Origin of the sequence: Prevotella sp. TF12-30 (assembly GCF_003436715.1) — a bacterium.
GTDB lineage: Bacteria > Bacteroidota > Bacteroidia > Bacteroidales > Bacteroidaceae > Prevotella > Prevotella copri_A.
Map to the genome: position 1 here is coordinate 67814 of NZ_QSQJ01000006.1, position 20648 is coordinate 88461.

Below are 20648 nucleotides of genomic sequence, written 5' to 3' on the forward strand. Positions count from 1 at the left end.
GTTTACTGCTTTTCTGTCAATCCATATTCCTAATCCATATCCGGAACGATGAGCTTGTAGCCCTTACCATGGATATTGATAATCTCAATCTGCGGATCTTCCTTCAGATGCTTGCGGAGTTTGGTGATATACACATCCATAGAGCGCGCATTGAAGTAGTTGTCGTCAATCCAGATGGTCTTCAATGCGAAATCACGCTGAAGAATCTCGTTGGCATGAGCACAGAGAAGAGCAAGAAGCTCATTCTCCTTGGTTGTCAGCTTGGTCTGCTCATCACCGATGGTAAGCAGCTGCTTCTGTGTATCGAAGGTAAACTTACCGATGTGGTACATGGTAGATTCCTTGGTCTTCTTGCCACGTACACGGCGAAGGATAGCCTCTACACGGAACACCAGCTCCTCCATAGAGAAAGGCTTGGTGATATAATCGTCAGCACCTATCTTGAAGCCTTCCAGAATATCCTCCTTCAAAGTCTTGGCAGTAAGGAATACGATTGGCAGATCTGCCGTCTGCTGGCGAATCTCCTGAGCCAGGGTAAAGCCATCCTTCTTAGGCATCATCACATCGAGTACGGCAATATCATACTTGTTCTTGGTGAACTCCTTGAAGCCTGCCTCACCGTCAGGGCACAATGTTGTAGCAAAGCCCTTGGTCTGCAGATACTCACGAAGCAACATACCCAAATTCTCATCATCCTCGCAAAGCAGGATTTTTACTGTCTCTTCCATATTCTTATTATTTTTACTTGTTAATATTCTATTTATCATTGTCTTTTAATCATGTATCACCGGCAGCTTGATGGTAAAGGTAGTACCCTTGCCCAATTCGCTGTCAACCTTGATTTCTCCACCATGCAATTCCACGATTTTCCTCACATAGGCGAGACCGAGTCCGAAGCCCTTCACATCATGCACATTGCCCGTATGTACGCGGTAGAACTTGTCGAAGATCTTCTTCAGGTTCTCCTTCTTCATACCCAAACCCGTATCATTGATAGAGAGATACAGATGATGCTCATCATTCCATGTCTTCATCGTGACAAACAGAGGCTCTTCGGGTTTACGATACTTCACGGCATTGTCCATCAGATTGAAAATCACATTCTGGAAATGCACCTCATCCACATAGAGCGTAGAGTCTATCGCCTCGATATCCACGTAAATCTTTCCTCCCGTATGCTCTACGCGGAGGGCGAAAGAGTGAGCCGCATTCTCAACGATTTCATTCAGATCGAGTTCCTTCTTCTTGAACACCGCCTTCTTGCGGTCAAACATACTCATCTGCAATACCTTTTCTACCAGAAAGCGGAGTCGCTTCGATTCATCATCTATCACACCACCCAGATGCTTCTGCATCTGCTCGCTCTTGGAAACCGATGGGTCGTTGAGCATCTGTGCCGCCAGACTGATGCTGGCAATAGGCGTCTTCAACTCATGGGTCATATTGTTGATGAAGTCATTCTTGATCTCCGTATATCGCTTCTGCCGGAAGATGACCACGATGGTGAAGATAAAGGTAATGAGCAATACCAGCGTAAAGATGACACTAGGAATCATGAAGCGCACACTGGAGAAGATGTAGCTGTTCATATCTGGGAAATGAACCTTTACAACTCCCATCTTCGACTGCGGGTCGTTGCGGAAGAGTACCTGAGAATAGCTGTATTCCTCACCCTCGTCGGTATAATCCGGGCAACGGTACACCTCCCTGCCATCCTGGGTTGTTACCGTAAAGTGATAAGGGATATTGATTCCATTGTTCATCATCTCTGCCTTGAGATCCTGATCCAACTGCTTGAAGTTGATTCGTTCCTTCAATGGTTTATCGGATGCCGAGTAGAGAATGGAATAAACCACTTCGTCGAGCAACGCTTTCTGATACACATAGCGATTCTTCACAATCTCCTGCAAGGACTTCTGAGTCTCATTAAGCGAGTTCTTGTCGCTGCGCAGAATCATCGCCTTCGGCTTGTTGGCAGGATTGGTTGCAATGGTCTTCAACTCGAAGGATGAATAGACCGTACCATCCTTACCTACCACAGAATACTGATGAGAGTGCTGGATGGTTCCATCCAGCTGACCGCTGCGGGTTCCCACAGAATCCTTCTTACTAGCCTTGCGTTCAGTCTCATTGACATCCTTTTCAAGATAGCGCAAAGTTTCATTCAGCTCCAAGTTTCTTGAAGCTTGATATAGGGCTCTGTTGACCGACTCGTCAAACTGTTCCTTCTTCATGTTCACCATTTCCTGGATGTAACTGAGCTGCAGGAATAGCAGCGCAAGGAACGAAAAGCCCATAATAACGGCTATGGTCCAAATCGTTTTCTTTTTCATAGGGGCAAAGATAGGAAATTTCTTAATTGGTTAACACAAAACAGTTAATTATTTCACTTCAATTTGCTCAAATTAACAAAAACAAACGGTTATAATTGCATATATAAAAATAAAAGAGAGAGCCGACATATCACATGCAGGCTCCCCATTGGTCATATCAACATAAAATTTTAATTTATATAAGAGAGATAATTCGAAGTTATATTTCAAACAACATTTTTATCATAAAGATGAAATATCTTTTCTACTCTATTCAGCCTCCTTAGCCAGTTCAGCCTCATGATCGGCAATCAGCTTGCTCTGGATATCGGTAGGAACCAACTCGTAGCTGGCAAACTTGGTGGTGAACGAAGCACGACCACCGGTAAGCGAGCTGAGGGAGATAGAATAGTTGGCAAGCTCCTTGAGTGGAATCTTGGCACTCAACTTCTGGTAACCTGCCTCAGAATCCATACCCATGATAAGGGCACGGCGTCCCTGAAGATCACTCATCACATCACCCATATAGTCGGCTGGCACGTAAACCTCCAAATCATAGATAGGCTCCAGAATCTTTGGACCTGCCTGCTTGAAGGCATCGCTGAAAGCACGACGGGCAGCCAGCATGAATGACAACTCATTGCTATCTACCGGGTGCATCTTGCCATCATATACGATAACTCGGACATCACGGGCGTAAGAACCTGTAAGAGGTCCATGCTCCATACAATCCATGATACCCTTCAGGATAGCCGGCATGAAACGGGCATCGATAGCTCCACCAACCACAGAGTTGAGGAATACCAACTTGCCACCCCACTCCAGGGAAACTTCTTCACGGCTCTTGATGTTCATCTTGAACTCCTGACCGTTGAAGGTGAATGATGTCGAATCTGGCATACCCTCTGCGTATGGCTCAACGATGAGGTGAACCTCACCAAACTGACCAGCACCACCACTCTGCTTCTTATGACGATAGTCGGCACGAGCCTTCTTGGTAATGGTCTCACGATATGGGATGCGAGGCTCCTCGAAGACTACATTGAGCTTTTCGTTGTTCTCCAGACGCCACTTCAATGTACGGAGGTGGAACTCACCCTGACCGCGTACGATCACCTGGCGCAACTCCTTGCTCTGATCCACAACCCATGTTGGGTCTTCCTGACGCATCTTGAGAAGAGCAGCCATCAGCTTCTCTGTATCCTGGGCATTGACAGCCTTGATGGCACGAGAGTACTTAGGATTAGGATACTTGATGAAATCGAAGCGCCACTCAGCACCCTTTCCATTCAAGGTATTGCCCGTCTTCACGTCCTTCATCTTCACGGTACAACCGATATCACCGGCATTCAACTGATCTACAGGCACACGGTTAGCACCCGCACAGGCATAAATCTGTCCGATACGCTCCTTGGAACCACGGTCAGAATTGGTCAGGTCGTCACCACTCTTGATAGAACCACTCATCACCTTGAAGTAACTTACCTCACCGATATGTGGTTCCAAGCCTGTCTTGAAGAAGTAAACACTCTCAGGACCATTGGTATCAGGAGTAATTTCCTCACCACGGGTATTATGCACCTTAGGCATCTCGCTTACGAAAGGAACAACGTTGCCCAAGAACTCCATCAGGCGATGAACGCCCATAGACTTGCCTGCGCAAACGCAGAATACAGGGAAGATGCTGCGAGTTACCAATCCCTTGCGGATACCCTCACGAAGTTCATCCTCTGTCAAGCTTTCACTCTCGAAGAATTTCTCCATCAAGCCTTCGTCGTTTTCGGCAGCAGCCTCAACGAGTGCAGTATGAAGTTCCATCGCCTTGTCCATTTCCTCCTCAGGAATATCCTCGATGATAGGAGCACCGCCTTCTGGTTTCCAGGAATATTTTTTCATCAATAACACGTCAATGAGAGCATTGAAGCCAGGACCTGTCTCGATAGGATATTGTATCTGCACACACTTGGAACCATAAATGTCCTTCATGGTGGCAATGAGGTTGTCGAAATCGCACTTGTCTGAGTCAAGCTGGTTTACGAGGAAAATAACAGGCTTGTTCAACTTCTCTGTATAACGGAAGTTGTTCTGGGTGCCTACCTCTGGACCATACTGACCATTGATAAGGATGACTGCCTGATCGGTAACATTGAGTGATGTAATGGCACCACCTACGAAATCATCGCTACCAGGGCAATCTATAATGTTAAGCTTCTTATTGTTCCACTCCACATGAAAAACGGTAGGGAACACTGAGTAGCCATACTCCAACTCTACTGGGAAGTAGTCGCTCACCGTATTCTTCGCTTCTACAGAGCCTCTACGCTTGATAACGCCTGCTTCAAATAACATACTCTCGGCAAGTGTAGTCTTGCCGCTACCCGCACTGCCCAGCAATGCAATGTTTTTAATCTCATTAGTCTGATATACTCTCATGACGCTTATAGATTTTTAAGGGTTATACTTAAAATTGCTAGTTATTCGACAGTCCAATCATACGATTTTTCTGTTTCGTGCTACTAAATTACACATTTTTCGGCAATCCTGCAAATTTTTTCACAAAAAACTTGCTCTAAATTAAATTATATTAGTAATTTTGCATCTTGTTAAGACATATTTCTAGGCTTATACCTTATTATATATAGAAAAAGATAAGACTAAAGCCAGAAATGCCGATTAGGAATTCAGACTTAAAAAAACATGGCAGGACTATACATACATATCCCATTCTGTGAGAGCCGCTGCATCTACTGCGGTTTCTACAGCACCACATCCCTCAGCATGCGGGATGATTACGTTGATGCTCTGTGCAAGGAAATGAAGATGCGCCCCTTCAAAACGGCAACTGATTACGATTACTGTTTAAGAACCATCTACCTGGGGGGTGGAACTCCCAGCCAGCTTACCCACGATCAGCTCATCCGCCTTTTCGAAGGTATCAAGGAGGCTTATTTTCCTCCAGATCATCCGGAAGAAGAATTCTCAAAAATGGAAATTACGATGGAATGCAACCCCGATGATGTCTCAGAAGAATTCTGCAAGACTCTCCTGCAGCTGCCCGTAAACAGGGTAAGCATGGGAGCACAGATTTTTTCAGACCATCGCCTGGGCTTCCTTCACCGCCGCCACAAGGCTGCAGATGTCAAGGCTGCCATCAAAAGGTTGCGTGGCATCGACATCCATAACATCAGCATCGACCTGATGTTCGGATTTCCTGGCGAAACTCAGGAAGACTGGAAAAAAGACATTGATGAAGCCATCAAACTGGGGGTAGAACACATCTCTGCCTACAGCTTGATGTACGAAGAAGGAACAACTCTCTACAGAATGCTGGAACAGGGAAAGATAGAGGAAATCGATGAGGAAACCAGCCGACAGATGTATGAGCTACTCATCACCCAACTCGTCTCTGCCGGATACGAGCACTACGAAATAAGCAACTTTGCCAAGCCAGGCTACCGATCACGCCACAACAGCAGCTATTGGCATGAAGTGCCCTATATCGGAATAGGTGCAGCCGCCCACTCCTACAGACGAGAGACTAAAAGAGGTGAAGAAAACAAGATTGAAGCCACCAGAAGCTGGAATGTGGACAATATCAGGGAATACATCGCTTCCATCCAAAAGGGAGAATTGCCTAGTGAAACCGAATCCCTGGATCTTTCTACAAGATACAATGACCTTATCACCACGGCATTACGGACAAGCGATGGTATTGATATAGAAAAGATGGAAAAGGAGTTTGGTGACCAATTAGCTTCACAGATGATGCAGGAAGCTGAGAAGCATATTCATAGAGGACTCATGAAGATAAGCAACGGGAAGCTATCACTTACCCATGAAGGTCTCTATATATCAGATGACATCATGAGCGACTTTATGATCGTATAAAATACATCATCACATAAAAAATGGAGCCTTAATTCCAAGGCTCCATTTTATCCAGACCATATTTCTTATATCTTTCGTAGTAATACTGTTTAATTTGATCAATTGCCTGAATGGTTGACTTCTTTTTCTGAAAAAAAGGCTTTACCATCTGCAAAAGAACAAACAGTACCACCACTATCAATAAAATAATGGCCCAAGACAGCACCTCACTCTTCAGATTGACATGAGGCTGAATGAGAATACCTGCAGCCACGGGAAGGATATAACACACCCAATCCATAGGCGTATCTAATTTCGTTGATTCCAGGTATTCCTGCCGCAGGTTGCCAGGAGCATTCAAAAGCATTCTCTTGCTGTGTGCGCTCCAATACTCTTCAAATTCTTTTTCCATTAACTTTTATTACTCCTCTTATTTAGGTACCAATCTAATAGGCAATCTACAGACATCACCTATTCTCTTATACTTTTATTTATTATAACAATTTACTATTGTAGTCTTGCATTTCATGCAATTCTTCGACAAAGATACTACATTTATCTGTAATCCGCAAATATTTATCTCCAAACATCAGTTTCTTAACTATATTTCACTAAAATATTTTTTTTAAGCGGTTTTTAAAACAAGATACGCTATTTAGTATCGAAAAAAAGACTACAGCCAAAAAGAAAAGCATATCCCCCTGTACACACCAAATAAAAGGGCAATACTCATAGAAGCATTGCCCTTTTTAAATACTTGTATTTATTATTTGATGTATTTTTTATCTCTCACCCAATGGAGTATAATCCAACTCACCCAGAATATTCTTGTAAGCAGGACGAATAATGCGGCGACCCTCGAAGTTGAGTTCTTCGATGCGATGGGCAGTCCAACCCACGATACGGGCCATAGCAAAGATAGGAGTATAAATCTCCTGAGGAAGACCAATCATCTCATAGATGAAACCGCTATAGAAATCGAGGTTAGCACAGGCAGGCTTGCTGCCGCCACGATGTTCCTGCAGGCACTTGATACCCTCCTGCTCGATAAGCTTCAGGAAGTTGTACTCATCCTCCCTACCCTTCTCCTTGGCAAGCTCGCCAGCCAGTCGCTTCAACTCTACGGCACGAGGATCGCTCAAGGTATAAACCGCATGGCCGATACCATAGATAAGACCCGTCTTATCATAAGCCTCCTTGTTGAGCATGCGCTTCAGGTAGATATCGAGTTCGTTGACATTGGTCCAATCCTTGATAGCCTCCTTCAGATGATGGAACATATTGATAACCTTGATGTTGGCACCACCATGAAGAGGACCCTTCAAGCTACCGATACCGGCAGCGATGGAGCTGTAGGTATCCGTGCGGGTAGAAGAAGTAACACGCACCGTAAAGGTAGAGTTGTTACCACCACCATGCTCTGCCTGGATGATGAGGAGCAGATCGAGCATACGCGCATCCAACTCTGAGTAGTTCTCGTGCTTCATCATATAGAGGAAGTTCTCTGCGATAGAGAGATTCTCGCGTGGATGGCGAATGTGCAAGCTTCTGCCCTGTACAGAGTGACGATAGATGTTGTATGCATAGGCGATGATGGTTGGGAACTTCGCAATCAGCTCCACACTCTGACGCATCAGGTTGTCGCGGCTGATATCGTCAGGGTTCGGATCGAAGGTGTACATTTCGAGCACGCAACGAGCCAGGATGTTCATGATGTTAGAACCCTCCAGCTCGATGATGTGAGTAATGGTACGGTGGTCGAGCGGCATGTTGTCGTTCAGGAGTTCCTTGAAAGCCTCCAACTCCTCCTTATCCGGCAGCTGACCGGAAAGGAGCAGGAAGGCAACCTCCTCAAATCCGAATCGTTTCTCCTTCAAGAGAGGAGTAACGAGGTCGTCAAGCTCGTAGCCACGATAATAGAGCTTACCCTCGGTAGGCTTCAGCTTGCCATTCTCATCGCGCTCGTAACCCACAACGTTACCGATGTTGGTCAATCCTACCAGCACACCAGAGCCATCCTCATTACGAAGTCCACGCTTTACATTGAACTTGGTGAATGCATCCTTATCAATCTTACATGAGTTCTTTACCTCATCACTTAGTTTATATATTAAATATTCTTTATTCATAACTGTTACTTTTTAGCTGCAAAGTTCAATGCAGAACCAGCCTTGAACCATGCAATCTGTGTATCATTATAAGTATGCTCTACTTCGAAACTATCCTCAGAACCATCCTTGTGCTTCAAGGTGACGGTGAGTTTAGAACCTGGAGCAAACTCCTTCAAACCGGTGAGTGAGATGCGGTCGTCTTCCTGTACCTTATTATAATCATCCTTATTGCAGAATGTAAGGGCGAGCATACCCTGCTTCTTAAGGTTGGTTTCGTGGATACGGGCGAAACTCTTGGCAAGAATCACCTTCACGTTCAGGAAACGAGGCTCCATGGCTGCATGCTCACGAGATGAGCCTTCACCGTAGTTATCCTCAGCCACCACGATGCTGCTGATGCCCTGCGCCTTGTAAGCCTTGGCTGCGGTAGAAACCTCCACATACTTGCCATCCAACTGGTTCTTCACCTTGTTGCTCTCGCCATTGAAGGCGTTGACGGCACCCATCAGCAGGTTATCAGAGATATTCTGAAGATGTCCGCGGAACTTCAACCATGGACCAGCCATTGAGATATGGTCGGTGGTACACTTGCCCTCGGTCTTGATGAGGAGAGGCATATCTACCAGGTCCTTTCCATCCCAAGGAGCGAATGGAGCCAATTTCTGCAGGCGGTTGCTATCTGGAGCAATTACCACCTCAATGTTAGCATTTGCTTCGCTAGGAGCGATGAAGCCCTTGTCTTCTACGGCAAATCCCTTAGGAGGGAAGGTGAAACCTGCAGGCGCATCGAGCTTCACGCTGTTGCCATCCTTATCTGATAAGGTATCGGTGGCAGGATTGAAATCCAGGCGGCCGGCAATGGTGAGTGCCACGGTGAGCTCAGGGCTACCGATGAAGGCAAATGTATTAGGGTTGCCATCAGCACGACGGCGGAAGTTTCTATTGAAAGAGGTGACGATGGCATTCTTGCGGGTGTTGTCATCAGTGTGACGCTTCCACTGTCCGATGCAAGGGCCGCAGGCATTGGTCATGATCAAGGCACCAATCTTCTTGAAGTCATCGAGGATACCATCACGCTCGGCAGTATAGCGAATCTGCTCAGAACCAGGGTTGATGATGAGCTGCCCCTTTACCTGGATGCCCTTCTCGTAAGCCTGGCGTGCCACACTTGCCGCACGGGCCAAATCCTGATAGGAAGAGTTGGTACAGCTTCCTACCAATCCAACTTCTACCACCATAGGATAATCATTAGCAGGCCCCTTCGCCTTCATGTGAGAGATAGGAGTTGCCGCATCTGGAGTAAACGGACCATTGAGATGTGGCTCGACCTTAGAGAGGTCGATTTCTACAATCTGGTCGTAGAAGGCAGATGGATTGGCAAGCACCTCGTCATCAGCACGAAGTTCGGCAGCGTTCTTCTGGGCAAGAGAAGCAATCTCCTCACGCCCCGTCTTGCGGAGATATTCGCTGGCATTCTGGTCGAATGGGAAGATAGAGCAGGTAGCACCCAGCTCTGCACCCATGTTACAGATGGTAGCCTTACCCGTGGTAGAGATGCCGTCGAGGCCATCGCCAAAGTATTCGAGGATGGCATTGGTACCACCCTTCACTGTGAGAATGCCCAGGATTTCGAGAATCACATCCTTTGGAGTAGCCCAGCCAGAGAGCTTACCCGTGAGATGCACACCGATGAGGCGAGGCATCTTGAGTTCCCAAGGCTGACCAGTGAGCACATCCACGGCATCGGCACCACCAACGCCCACGGCTACCATTCCGAGACCGCCGGCATTTGGAGTATGGGAATCTGTACCCACCATCATACCGCCTGGGAAGGCATAGTTCTCGAGTACCACCTGGTGGATGATACCAGCTCCTGGTCCCCAGAATCCGATGTGATATTTCTGAGATACCGACTTCAAGAAATCATATACCTCCTTGTTGGTCTTACATGCTTCAGGAAGGTCTTGAGTAGCACCCACGTCTGCACGAATCAAGTGATCGCAATGTACTGAAGCAGGAACAGCCACTTTATCCTTACCTGCGTTCATAAACTGCAAGAGCGCCATCTGAGCGGTAGCATCCTGCATCGCCACGCGGTTAGGTCGGAAATCCACATATTCTATACCTCTTTTATATGGGCGCAACTCAGCAGGGTCGAAAAGATGCGCAAAGAGCACCTTCTCGGCATAAGTGAGAGGTCGTTTCACAGTAGCCTTAGCCTGTTTTACACTTTCCGAATACGAAGCATAAAAGCTTCTCAGCATTTCAATGTCCAGTATCATCTTATTCACTAATTATTTGATTAACTATACATTCGTGTGCGCACACCATACAACAGCATAATACGCACTACCGAACTTTTTTGTTTGCAAATATACGACTTTTTCTGCAAATAGTAGCACATTTTATTGAAAATTTATCATTTTGCTAGCATTTTTCTTGATTCTTGATGAATTTGTTGCATATTTATACGAAAGATTGCTGTTTTTCCACTATAAATAAAGAATTCAAAGTAAAAACATCAGAAAAGCAAGAAAACAATAGTAAAAGCAGAAGAAAATCAGAAAACAATCGCAGAAGAAAAAGAAAAACGATAAAACATTTGGCGCTATACACATTATTTATTATCTTTGCAGATGTTATGAGAATAGACATTATTACAGTATTACCAGAGATGCTGGAGGGATTCTTCAATGAATCTATCCTGGCACGTGCGCAGAAGAAGGGCCTCGCAGAGATCCATCTCCACAACTTGCGCGACTATACATTAGATAAATGGAAACGAGTGGACGACTATCCATACGGAGGAAGCGCCGGAATGGTGATGCAATGCGAACCAATAGACCGATGCATCACTGCCCTGAAGGCAGAGCGTGACTACGATGACGTCATCTATGTATCTCCGGATGGCGAGACCTTCAACCAGAAGATAGCCAACGAAATGTCGCTGGGTGGAAACCTCATCATCCTCTGCGGTCACTACAAGGGAATCGACCAGCGCGTGCGCGATCATCTTATTACCAGAGAAATCAGCGTAGGTGATTATGTGCTCACGGGCGGCGAACTGGCAGCAGCTATTATTTCAGATGCGGTAATCCGCCTCGTACCAGGAGTCATCAGCGATGAACAGAGTGCCCTCTCCGACTGCTTCCAAGACGACATTCTATCAGCTCCTATCTACACCCGCCCTTCAGACTACAAGGGTTGGAAGGTTCCTGAAATCCTACTTAGCGGCAACGAAGCAAAAATCCGCCAGTGGGAGTTTGACCAGGCAATGGAACGAACCAAGCGATTAAGACCCGACTTGCTTAAAGAATAATAGGCTGAAGCCAATCTGCAGAATGGGCATACATAAAAGATAAGCACATATATTAAGGGGAGTACATATAAGGTGAACATATATTAAGGTGAACATATATAATAAGAATAGCCTGTTCTCAAAACACGAGTTTCTGTTTAGAGAACAGGCTGCTTCATAAAGAGTATTCCATATCAGAAATCCATAATGAGAACTTCATTATAGGAATTTCTCACAAAACTTTTCTCCCAGCATAAATCCTTCTTCATAGAGACGCTCTAACCTATCCGTATCCTTTTCTATGCGCCCTACTTCCATTGGACGAATCGGACGGATACAAGTGATTTTGCCAGCAGCCTCCAAATCATCAATCAGTTGAATCTGCTCATTATAAATCTTATGCCGATGACTCAAGATCACTCGCAGGCGCGGATAGTTCTTATATAAATAAGGTAGCTTTCTATCTTTGCCAGTATCTCTCCAACCTTTGTTGCGGGTCAAGACAACCACATTGTGCTCATAACCTTTGTCTATAGCTCTCATCACGGGAATACTGTCTGATATTCCACCATCGAGCATTGGGATACCATCCACATCCACGATTTTACTCACGTATGGCAAACTGCTGGAAGCACGTACAATATCGAGGGCACGCTGCCGATCATGATTTTCCGAAAGATACATAGGCTTGCCCGTAAGACAATTCGTGGTAACCATCTCGAATCGGTCGGCATATTTAAAATAGGTATCAAAATCGTAAGGAAGCAACAGATTCGGAAACTTATCGTAAAGCAACTCACGGTCGAAAATACACCCTTGCGTTACCAGATGTCGGATGCCGATATACTGATACCTCGCCAAATAATCGATATTTGAAATACGGGCACGACGCGGCTGGCGACTGATGTACGACATACCATTACATGCACCTGCCGACACCGCCACCGTATATGGGAAATAAACATCATGCTTCATAAAAGCATCAAGTACGCCACTGGTAAAGACGCCACGCATACCTCCACCTTCCAAGACCAAACCAGTTTTTTCCAAATTCAACTTCATAACCTTTATTCTTCCACTGTTTTTTGATTGCATTACACTAATCAAGATTCATACTCTTACAGATTATCACTCTCTGCATTACTAACGATTTGCACTCTGAGAAAACTCATTTTCTTACATATTGTCCCTCAAAAAGAGCATTTTTATATTAATTATTTATAAATTCGCTAGTTTTTTCTATTTTTGATTGCAAAGATAATACATTTTTGCGAAATAATTGCTAACTTTGCAGCAAAATAAAGTAAAATTCTAAAAATATGTTTAGCAAGGACACTTATATCAGCCGCAGACAAGAGCTTAAGAAGCTCGTCAAAAGCGGCGTCATCATTCTTTTCGGAAACAACAATTCACCTTGTAATTTCCCTAATAACGGATATTACCCATTCCGCCAGGACTCAACATTCCTGTACTATTTCGGTTTGCAGCGAGACGGTTTGGTTGGTGTAATTGACATAGATAACGACATCGAAACTTTAATCGGTGATGATATCGACTTGGTAGATATCGTATGGTACGGAAGCGTAGATAGCGTCCACAATCTCGCAGAGCAGGTGGGCGTACATAATTCTGCACCAATGAAGAGTCTGAAGACCATCTGCAATGATGCTATGGCGAAGAAACGCAAGATTCACTTCTTGCCACCTTACCGCTATGATATCAAGCTTCAGGTATTTGACCTTCTCGGAATTCATCCAAACCAGCAGAAAGAGGAAGCCAGCATGGATCTCATCAAGGCAGTTGTCAAGATGCGTTCTACCAAGACTCCTGAGGAAATTGAGGAATTGGAGCGTGCTTCTGTTATCGGATATAAGATGCACACCACTGCTATGAAGCTCGTCCGCCCAGGAATCACAGAAAAATATGTAGCAGGACAGGTAAGCGGAATTGCTCACTCTTATGGAGCAATGGTTAGTTTCCCTACTATCTTCAGCCAGCATGGAGAGATTCAGCATGGTTATCCATCTATGAATCTGCTCGAGGAAGGAAGACTGGCACTTTGTGATGCAGGTGCAGAGACTATGAACAATTACTGTTCAGACCATACCCGTACAATGCCTGTCAGCGGTAAGTTCAGCCAACGCCAGTTGGAAATCTACTCTATCGTAGAGGCTTGTCACGACTACGCTCTGGAAGTTGCAAAGCCAGGTATGAAGTGGGCTGATGTCCACTTTGCCGTATGCCGCTTGCTCTTCGACCGTATGAAAGAGTTAGGTCTTGCCAAAGGTGATACAGAAGAGGCTGTACGTGCTGGTGCCCACGCTATGTTCCTGCCTCACGGATTGGGACACATGATGGGTATGGATGTTCACGATATGGAGAACCTCGACCAGATAAACGTTGGCTTTGATGATGAAGTTCGCCCTAACCTGGAACAGTTTGGTACAAACTGCCTGCGTATGGGCCGTCGCCTTGAAGAAGGCTTCGTAGTAACAGATGAGCCAGGTGTTTACTTCATTCCAGCTCTCATCGACGAATGGAAAGCTTCAGGTCATTGTGCAGAGTTCCTCAACTTCGATAAGATTGAGACCTACAAAGACTTCGGAGGCATCCGTATCGAGGATGATGTACTCATCACCAAGGATGGTTGCCGATTCCTCGGAACCGACCGCATACCTTACCATCCAAAGGATGTAGAGGAGTATATGGCTGCCCACAGAGGAGAGATTCTTTAAATAGAAAATCCATTCAAGCAAACGAACAAAGAACCCTCAAGCCTATAAAACTTGAGGATTCTTCATAGAGAGATATAAGTATAGAATAACATTATTAATTTAAGAGAAAAATTTCATGAAGAAATCAATGATCGTTGCAGCTATGTTGGCTATGGTTGCCACTGGCGCAAATGCGAAATCAGCAACAGATTCTGCTACCATCGCAAAGAACAAGCCTGTATTCACTGTAGTGAAACAGAATCCTATTACAAGCATCAAGGACCAGAACCGCAGCGGTACGTGCTGGGCTTACTCTACACTCAGCTACTTCGAAAGCGAGATTCTGAAGCATACAGGTAAGACCTACGACCTCAGCGAGATGTTCGTAGCTAACAAGACTTATATGGACCGTGCCACTATGGCAGTGAGAATGCATGGCGACGTAAGCTTCTCTCAGGGCGGTAGCGCATACGATGTACTTTATGCTTTGCAGCACTACGGAATCGTACCAGAGGGCGCAATGCCAGCTCCTGGTACTTTGACAGGCGACTCACTCGCTAACTTCGGTGAGTTCTTCGATGTAATGACTCCATACGTAGAGGCTGTAGCTAAGAGCAACGCTAAGAAGATTTCTTCTGCCTGGAAGAGCGGTCTTCAGGGTATCATCGACTCATATATCGGTAAGACTCCTGAGAAGTTCACATATCAGGGCAAGCAGTACACTCCACAGTCATTCTGCCAGAGCCTCGGCTTGAACCTCGATGATTATGTTACCATCACCAGCTACACTCACCACCCAATGTGGAGCAAGTTTGCTGTTGAGGTACAGGATAACTGGCGTTGGCCTTTGAGCTACAACGTACCAATGGATGACCTTTGCAAAATCATCGACAACGCTATCAACAACGGCTACACAGTAGCTTGGGGTGGCGACGTAACAGAGGACGGTTTCACTCGTAAGGGTCTCGGTATCGCATACGACGTCAAGAAGGTTCGTTCTATGGCAGGTACAGACGCAGACCACTGGTTCAAACTCTCTAAGGACGAGAAGAAGGAGAAGTTCGATTCACTTGGTGTAAACGCACCAGAAGTTGTTCCTACCCAGGCTATGCGCCAGGAAGCTTTCGACAACTGGGAGACTACCGATGACCATGGTATGCACATCTATGGTATCGCTAAGGACCAGAACGGCAAGGAGTACTATATGGTAAAGAACTCTTGGGGTGAGTATGGTGACTACAAGGGAACATGGTATATGACCAAGGCTTTCGTAGCTTACAAGACAATGGACTTTATGGTAAACAAGAATGCCATTCCTAAGGATATCCGCAAGAAGCTCGGCATCTAATTTATTCAAAATAAACATAACCAAAGGCAGCAAACAGTAGAGTTTGCTGCCTTTTTGTTTACCTGCAAGTATTATTTTTACTTAAATCTAGGTATTTTTAAATAAAATACTTCATAAACATTTTCGATTGTCACTTTATTTTCGTAACTTTGGGGGCAGAAATAAAAAATAATTAAAATGCATTTTAAATGGAATTACGAAGAACCGACACCAGAGCTGGAGAAATCGGCTAAAGAACTAGCCGACAAACTCAGTATCAGCCCTATCCTAGCCAAGCTTCTCATCCATAGAGGCATTACGACAGAATCTGCAGCCAAGCGGTTTTTCCGCCCCCAGCTGTCTGATCTCATCAATCCATTCCTGATGAAGGATATGGATATCGCTGTAGATCGCCTCAACGATGCAATGGGAAGAAAGGAGCGCATCATGGTCTATGGAGACTATGACGTGGATGGATGCACGGCTGTAGCATTGGTGTACAAGTTTCTGCAACAGTTTTATTCCAACATTGATTACTACATACCAGACCGATACGACGAAGGCTATGGAGTAAGCAAAAAGGGAATAGACTTTGCGCACGAAACAGGTGTAAAACTCATCATTATCCTGGATTGCGGCATCAAAGCTATCCAGGAGATAGAATATGCCAAGAGTCTTGGCATAGATTTCATCATCTGCGACCATCATGTCCCTGACGACGTGATGCCACCAGCTGTGGCCATACTTAACCCCAAACGCCCGGATGATCCGTTCCCATTCAAACATCTCTGCGGTTGTGGCGTAGGATTCAAGTTTATGCAGGCTTTTGCCAAGAACAACAACATTCCTTTCTCACGCCTCATCCCATTACTCGACTTCTGTGCCGTGAGCATTGCTGCCGACATAGTGCCTGTAGTGGATGAAAACCGAATCCTTGCCTTCCACGGACTCAAACTTCTCAATACCAATCCAAGTATCGGACTCAAGGCGATTATCGATATCTGCGGACTCAACGGAAGAGAGCTGTCTATGAGTGACATCGTCTTCAAGCTAGGACCACGCATCAATGCATCAGGACGTATGGAGAACGGCAAGGAAAGCGTGGATCTGCTGGTAGAGCGAGACTTCGGTCAGGCTCTGAAAATGGCAAAGCACATCAATGAGTACAATGAGCAGCGCAAGGATATAGACAAGCAGATGACAGAAGAAGCCAATCTAATCGTGTCACGACTGGAGACACAGAAACACAACTCCAGCATCGTACTCTATGATGAAGGTTGGAAAAAGGGAGTCATCGGCATCGTTGCATCCCGACTTACGGAAATCTACTTCCGTCCTACCGTGGTATTGACCCGTGACGGAGACCTTGCAACAGGTTCGGCTCGCAGTGTAACAGGATTCGATGTATATTCTGCCATCAAGAGTTGCCGCGACCTGCTTATCAACTTCGGAGGTCACACCTATGCCTGCGGACTTACGATGAAATGGGAAAACGTGAAGGAGTTTAGAGACAGATTCCACCAGTACGTGGCAGAACATATCGCTCCCGAACAGACGGAAGCGATGCTCAACATAGATGCGATGATAGACTTCAAGGACATAACGAAGCAGCTGCACTCAGATTTAAAGAAGTTCTCACCTTTTGGTCCATGCAATAGCAAACCCGTATTCTGCACGCAGAACGTATATGATTACGGCACCAGCAAGGTGGTGGGCAGAGAACAAGAGCATATCAAACTGGAATTGGTAGATTCTAAGTCAAGTACCGTAATGAACGGAATTGCCTTCGGGCAAAGCGCGGCTGCCCGATACATCAAAAGCCGCCGCAGTTTCGACATTGCATACACCATTGAGGACAATATTTTCAAGAAGAATCAAGTCCAACTTCAAATAGAGGCTATCAGGCCAAATGACTAAGAAAAAATGGCAGATCAATTTCAACTTATTCTGCAAAAGTATTGGGGGTATCCTGATTTCCGAGGCATTCAACGCAATATCATCGAAAGCATTGCCTGCGGACGGGATACCCTCGGTCTTATGCCTACAGGTGGCGGCAAATCCATCACATTCCAGGTGCCTGCCTTGTTCAAGGAAGGTGTATGTATCGTTATCACCCCTCTCATCGCCCTGATGAAAGACCAGGTACAGCATCTTAGAGAACGAGGTATACTGGCTGATGCCATCTATGCAGACAAATCGAGAAACGAAATTCTCCAGACGCTCGACAACTGTATCTTCGGGGGCGTAAAGATTCTCTACGTTTCACCAGAACGACTCGCATCAGAACTCTTTCAGACCAAGCTCAAACACATCCATGTAAGTTTCATCACAGTAGATGAAGCCCATTGTATCAGCCAATGGGGCTACGATTTCCGCCCATCTTACCTGCAGATAGCCAAAATCAGGGAAATGATTCCCCAGGTACCTATCCTTGCTCTTACAGCGACTGCGACTCCAGAAGTTGTGGATGATATACAGGAAAGACTACATTTTGCAGAAAAGAATGTGTTTAAGATGAGCTTCGAACGCAAGAACCTCGCTTATGTTGTACGCAACACTTCCAATAAGCAGGGTGAAATGGTGCATATCCTGCAAAGCGTGAAAGGCTCAGCCATAGTCTATGCCCGAAGTAGAAAACGCACCAAGGAAATGGCTGAACTATTGTCTAAGAAAGGTATTTCCGCCACCTTTTACCATGCCGGACTCGCTCCTGATGAGAAGGATGTGCGACAAAAAGCCTGGCAGGCAGACGAAGTAAGGGTGATGTGCGCCACAAACGCCTTTGGAATGGGAATAGACAAACCCGATGTGAGGATGGTGATTCACATAGACTGTCCCGATTCACTTGAGGCTTACTTCCAGGAGGCTGGACGTGCCGGAAGAGATGGGGAGAAATCCTATGCAGTACTGCTTTTTGACAGAAGCGACGAGTCGAAACTCAAGAAACGAATAGATGATACCTTTCCACCTAAAGAAATGATACAGGACGTTTACGAACATCTTGCCTACTTCTACCAGATAGGTGTAGGTAGCGGATGTGGCAAGACCTTCGAGTTTGACATCGATAAATTCTGCATCACCTACAAGTTTTTCCCCACCAAAGTAGATTCTGCCCTCAGGATTCTTGAACGAAGCGGCTATCTGCACTACGAGGACGATCCAGATGGTAAAGCCCGCGTTATGTTTCTCCTGGGCAGAAACGAACTTTATATACTCGATCAGCTTCCTCCTACACAGGAGGCGGTCATCACAGCATTACTGCGCAGCTACGGCAGTCTGTTTGTGGATCTTACCTTCATAGACGAGCATCTTATTGCCCGCCAGGCGGAATTAGACATCCAGCAGGTATATTTTGCATTAAAGAACCTGGCAGCCCGCCACATCATCAAATTTATCCCCCGCCGCAAGATACCTTTCATCAGCTATACACGCGACCGAGTAGATGGCAACAAGGTACAGATTCCGCAAGAGGTATGGGAAGGCCGAAGAGAGCAATATATGAAGCGTATTCAAAGCATACTGCAATATGCCAAAAATGATGAGATATGCCGCTCACGCCAGTTGCTCGCCTATTTTGGTGAACATAATGAAACGAAATGCCAGCAGTGTGATGTTTGCCTGGCGAAGGAAACGGAAGAGAAAGAAAAGGAATTCCGCAGAAAGATTGCAGAAGAAGAAATCATCATAGAAGACCTCAAAGTCATAGAAAAACGAAAGGATGATTGAAAAGATAAAAGGATGATTGGAAGCCGAAAGGATGATAGGAAAAGCAACCTCCTTTCGGCTTTATCATATACGTAAAAGGGAGCGACCCATCGCGGACCGCTCCCTTTATAACATTATGTACGAGAAAAAAATTAGTTATTCTCAGGACGAAGCTTACGTACAGTAACACCAGCCTGCCACATCTCCTTGTTGCGCATAGCCTCGAGTTCTGCGTTCAACTTCTCACGGTAATCAGCCTGAGAGTTCTTGTCGATAGAAATCTGAGCCTCATTACCAGTCTTAACAGAGTAATACAACCATTCCATAACAGGCTTGATAGCCTCACGGAAACGAGGAGCCCAATCAAGAGCACCACGCTGAGCTGTTGTAGAACAGTTAGCATACATCCAATCCATACCCTTAGCACCGAAGAGAGGGCCAAGGCTCTGAGTCAACTCCTCAACAGTCTCGTTGAATGCCTCAGATGGAGAGTGACCATTCTCACGGAGTACATCGTACTGAGCCTCCAAGAGACCCTCGATAGCACCCATCAAAGAACCACGCTCACCAGTAAGGTCAGAAGTAGCCTCACGCTGGAATGTAGTCTTGAACAAATATCCTGCACCGATACCGATACCGAATGCAATAGTCTTTTCCTCTGCCTTGCCAGATGCATCCTGGTAAACAGCGTAAGAACAGTTCAAACCACGACCCTCGCAGAACATAGTGCGGAGAGAAGTACCAGAACCCTTAGGTGCAACCATAATAACATCAATATCCTTAGGTGGAACAACGCCTGTGCGATCGCTCCAGTTGATAGCGAAACCATGTGAATAATACAAAGTCTTACCTGCTGTGAGGTGTGGCTTAATTTTTGGCCAGCAAGCAATCTGACCGGCATCAGAAAGCAACATACAGATGATAGTACCCTTCTCAGCAGCTTCCTCGATAGAGAACAAAGTCTTGCCTGGTACCCAGCCATCCTTCAAACACTTCTCGTAGGTCTTACCCTGACGTTGTCCGACGATGACGTTGAAACCATTATCGCGAAGGTTGCAAGCCTGACCAGGACCCTGGATACCGTAACCGATAACTGCGATAGTTTCGTTCTTCAATACTTCACGTGCTTTCTCCAATGAAAATTCATGACTAGTGACAACAGTTTCCATTACGCCACCGAAATTCATTTCTGCCATAATTGTAACTTAATTTTTGTGCGGCTTGCCTATTGTGGAGCCGCGGGTTATACTTGTCCATACGGATGCGAGCTGTATTCTTATCCAAAGAGAGCCTGTTTGATCCGTCCACCACCTA

Annotated in this window: 14 protein-coding genes; 6 read left to right on the forward strand and 8 right to left on the reverse strand. The window is 45.6% G+C overall.

Features of this window, described 5'->3' with window-relative positions; all coding sequences use genetic code 11:
- Positions 1–29 precede the first annotated feature (29 nt).
- From DXD25_RS04105 to DXD25_RS04115, 3 genes are all read right to left on the reverse strand, one after another.
- Complete coding sequence (locus tag DXD25_RS04105) at positions 30–728, reverse strand: response regulator transcription factor (protein WP_089543577.1); 699 nt, start codon at positions 726–728, stop codon at positions 30–32.
- Positions 729–773: 45 nt separating this feature from the next.
- Positions 774–2333, reverse strand: coding sequence for a sensor histidine kinase KdpD (locus DXD25_RS04110; protein ID WP_089543576.1), 1560 nt, complete (start codon positions 2331–2333; stop codon positions 774–776).
- A gap of 249 nt (positions 2334–2582) precedes the next feature.
- Complete coding sequence (locus DXD25_RS04115) at positions 2583–4745, reverse strand: translation factor GTPase family protein (protein WP_117661917.1); 2163 nt, start codon at positions 4743–4745, stop codon at positions 2583–2585.
- A gap of 264 nt (positions 4746–5009) precedes the next feature.
- Here DXD25_RS04115 and hemW point away from each other — a divergent pair, with 264 nt between their 5' ends.
- Positions 5010–6200, forward strand: a complete 1191-nt coding sequence (gene hemW, locus DXD25_RS04120; protein ID WP_117661918.1) for a radical SAM family heme chaperone HemW — start codon at positions 5010–5012, stop codon at positions 6198–6200.
- A gap of 28 nt (positions 6201–6228) precedes the next feature.
- On the opposite strand, the gene DXD25_RS04125 is transcribed toward hemW, so the two are convergent.
- The 3 genes from DXD25_RS04125 to DXD25_RS04135 all read right to left on the reverse strand — a co-directional run bounded on the left by DXD25_RS04125 (position 6229) and on the right by DXD25_RS04135 (position 10572).
- Positions 6229–6591, reverse strand: a complete 363-nt coding sequence (locus tag DXD25_RS04125; protein WP_089543573.1) for a hypothetical protein — start codon at positions 6589–6591, stop codon at positions 6229–6231.
- A 370-nt stretch (positions 6592–6961) separates the two neighbouring features.
- Positions 6962–8308, reverse strand: coding sequence for a citrate/2-methylcitrate synthase (locus DXD25_RS04130; protein WP_089543572.1), 1347 nt, complete (start codon positions 8306–8308; stop codon positions 6962–6964).
- A gap of 5 nt (positions 8309–8313) precedes the next feature.
- Positions 8314–10572, reverse strand: a complete 2259-nt coding sequence (locus DXD25_RS04135; protein ID WP_117661919.1) for an aconitate hydratase — start codon at positions 10570–10572, stop codon at positions 8314–8316.
- A gap of 359 nt (positions 10573–10931) precedes the next feature.
- On the opposite strand from DXD25_RS04135, the gene trmD reads away from it, so the two are divergent.
- Positions 10932–11609 carry a tRNA (guanosine(37)-N1)-methyltransferase TrmD gene (trmD, locus tag DXD25_RS04140; RefSeq protein WP_089543570.1) on the forward strand — a complete coding sequence of 226 codons (678 nt, stop codon included), beginning with the start codon at positions 10932–10934 and terminating at the stop codon, positions 11607–11609.
- Positions 11610–11807: 198 nt separating this feature from the next.
- On the opposite strand, the gene DXD25_RS04145 is transcribed toward trmD, so the two are convergent.
- A complete protein-coding gene (locus DXD25_RS04145; RefSeq protein ID WP_117661920.1) occupies positions 11808–12650 on the reverse strand; it encodes a patatin family protein in 843 nt (280 codons plus the stop codon).
- A 257-nt stretch (positions 12651–12907) separates the two neighbouring features.
- Here DXD25_RS04145 and DXD25_RS04150 point away from each other — a divergent pair, with 257 nt between their 5' ends.
- The 4 genes from DXD25_RS04150 (at position 12908) to DXD25_RS04165 (ending at position 19355) form a co-directional block, all read left to right on the forward strand.
- Positions 12908–14323, forward strand: coding sequence for an aminopeptidase P family protein (locus DXD25_RS04150; protein WP_117661921.1), 1416 nt, complete (start codon positions 12908–12910; stop codon positions 14321–14323).
- 115 nt (positions 14324–14438) lie between these two features.
- Positions 14439–15650: an aminopeptidase C gene (locus tag DXD25_RS04155; protein ID WP_089543567.1), complete on the forward strand. Its 1212-nt coding sequence runs from the start codon at positions 14439–14441 to the stop codon at positions 15648–15650.
- Between the two features lie 177 nt (positions 15651–15827).
- Positions 15828–17546 (forward strand): single-stranded-DNA-specific exonuclease RecJ, encoded by a 1719-nt coding sequence (recJ, locus tag DXD25_RS04160; RefSeq protein ID WP_117661922.1) that lies wholly within the window; start codon positions 15828–15830, stop codon positions 17544–17546.
- Between the two features lie 6 nt (positions 17547–17552).
- Positions 17553–19355 (forward strand): ATP-dependent DNA helicase RecQ, encoded by a 1803-nt coding sequence (locus DXD25_RS04165; RefSeq protein WP_117661923.1) that lies wholly within the window; start codon positions 17553–17555, stop codon positions 19353–19355.
- Positions 19356–19486: 131 nt separating this feature from the next.
- On the opposite strand, the gene ilvC is transcribed toward DXD25_RS04165, so the two are convergent.
- Complete coding sequence (gene ilvC, locus DXD25_RS04170; RefSeq protein WP_089543564.1) at positions 19487–20530, reverse strand: ketol-acid reductoisomerase; 1044 nt, start codon at positions 20528–20530, stop codon at positions 19487–19489.
- Between the last annotated feature and the right edge of the window lie 118 nt (positions 20531–20648).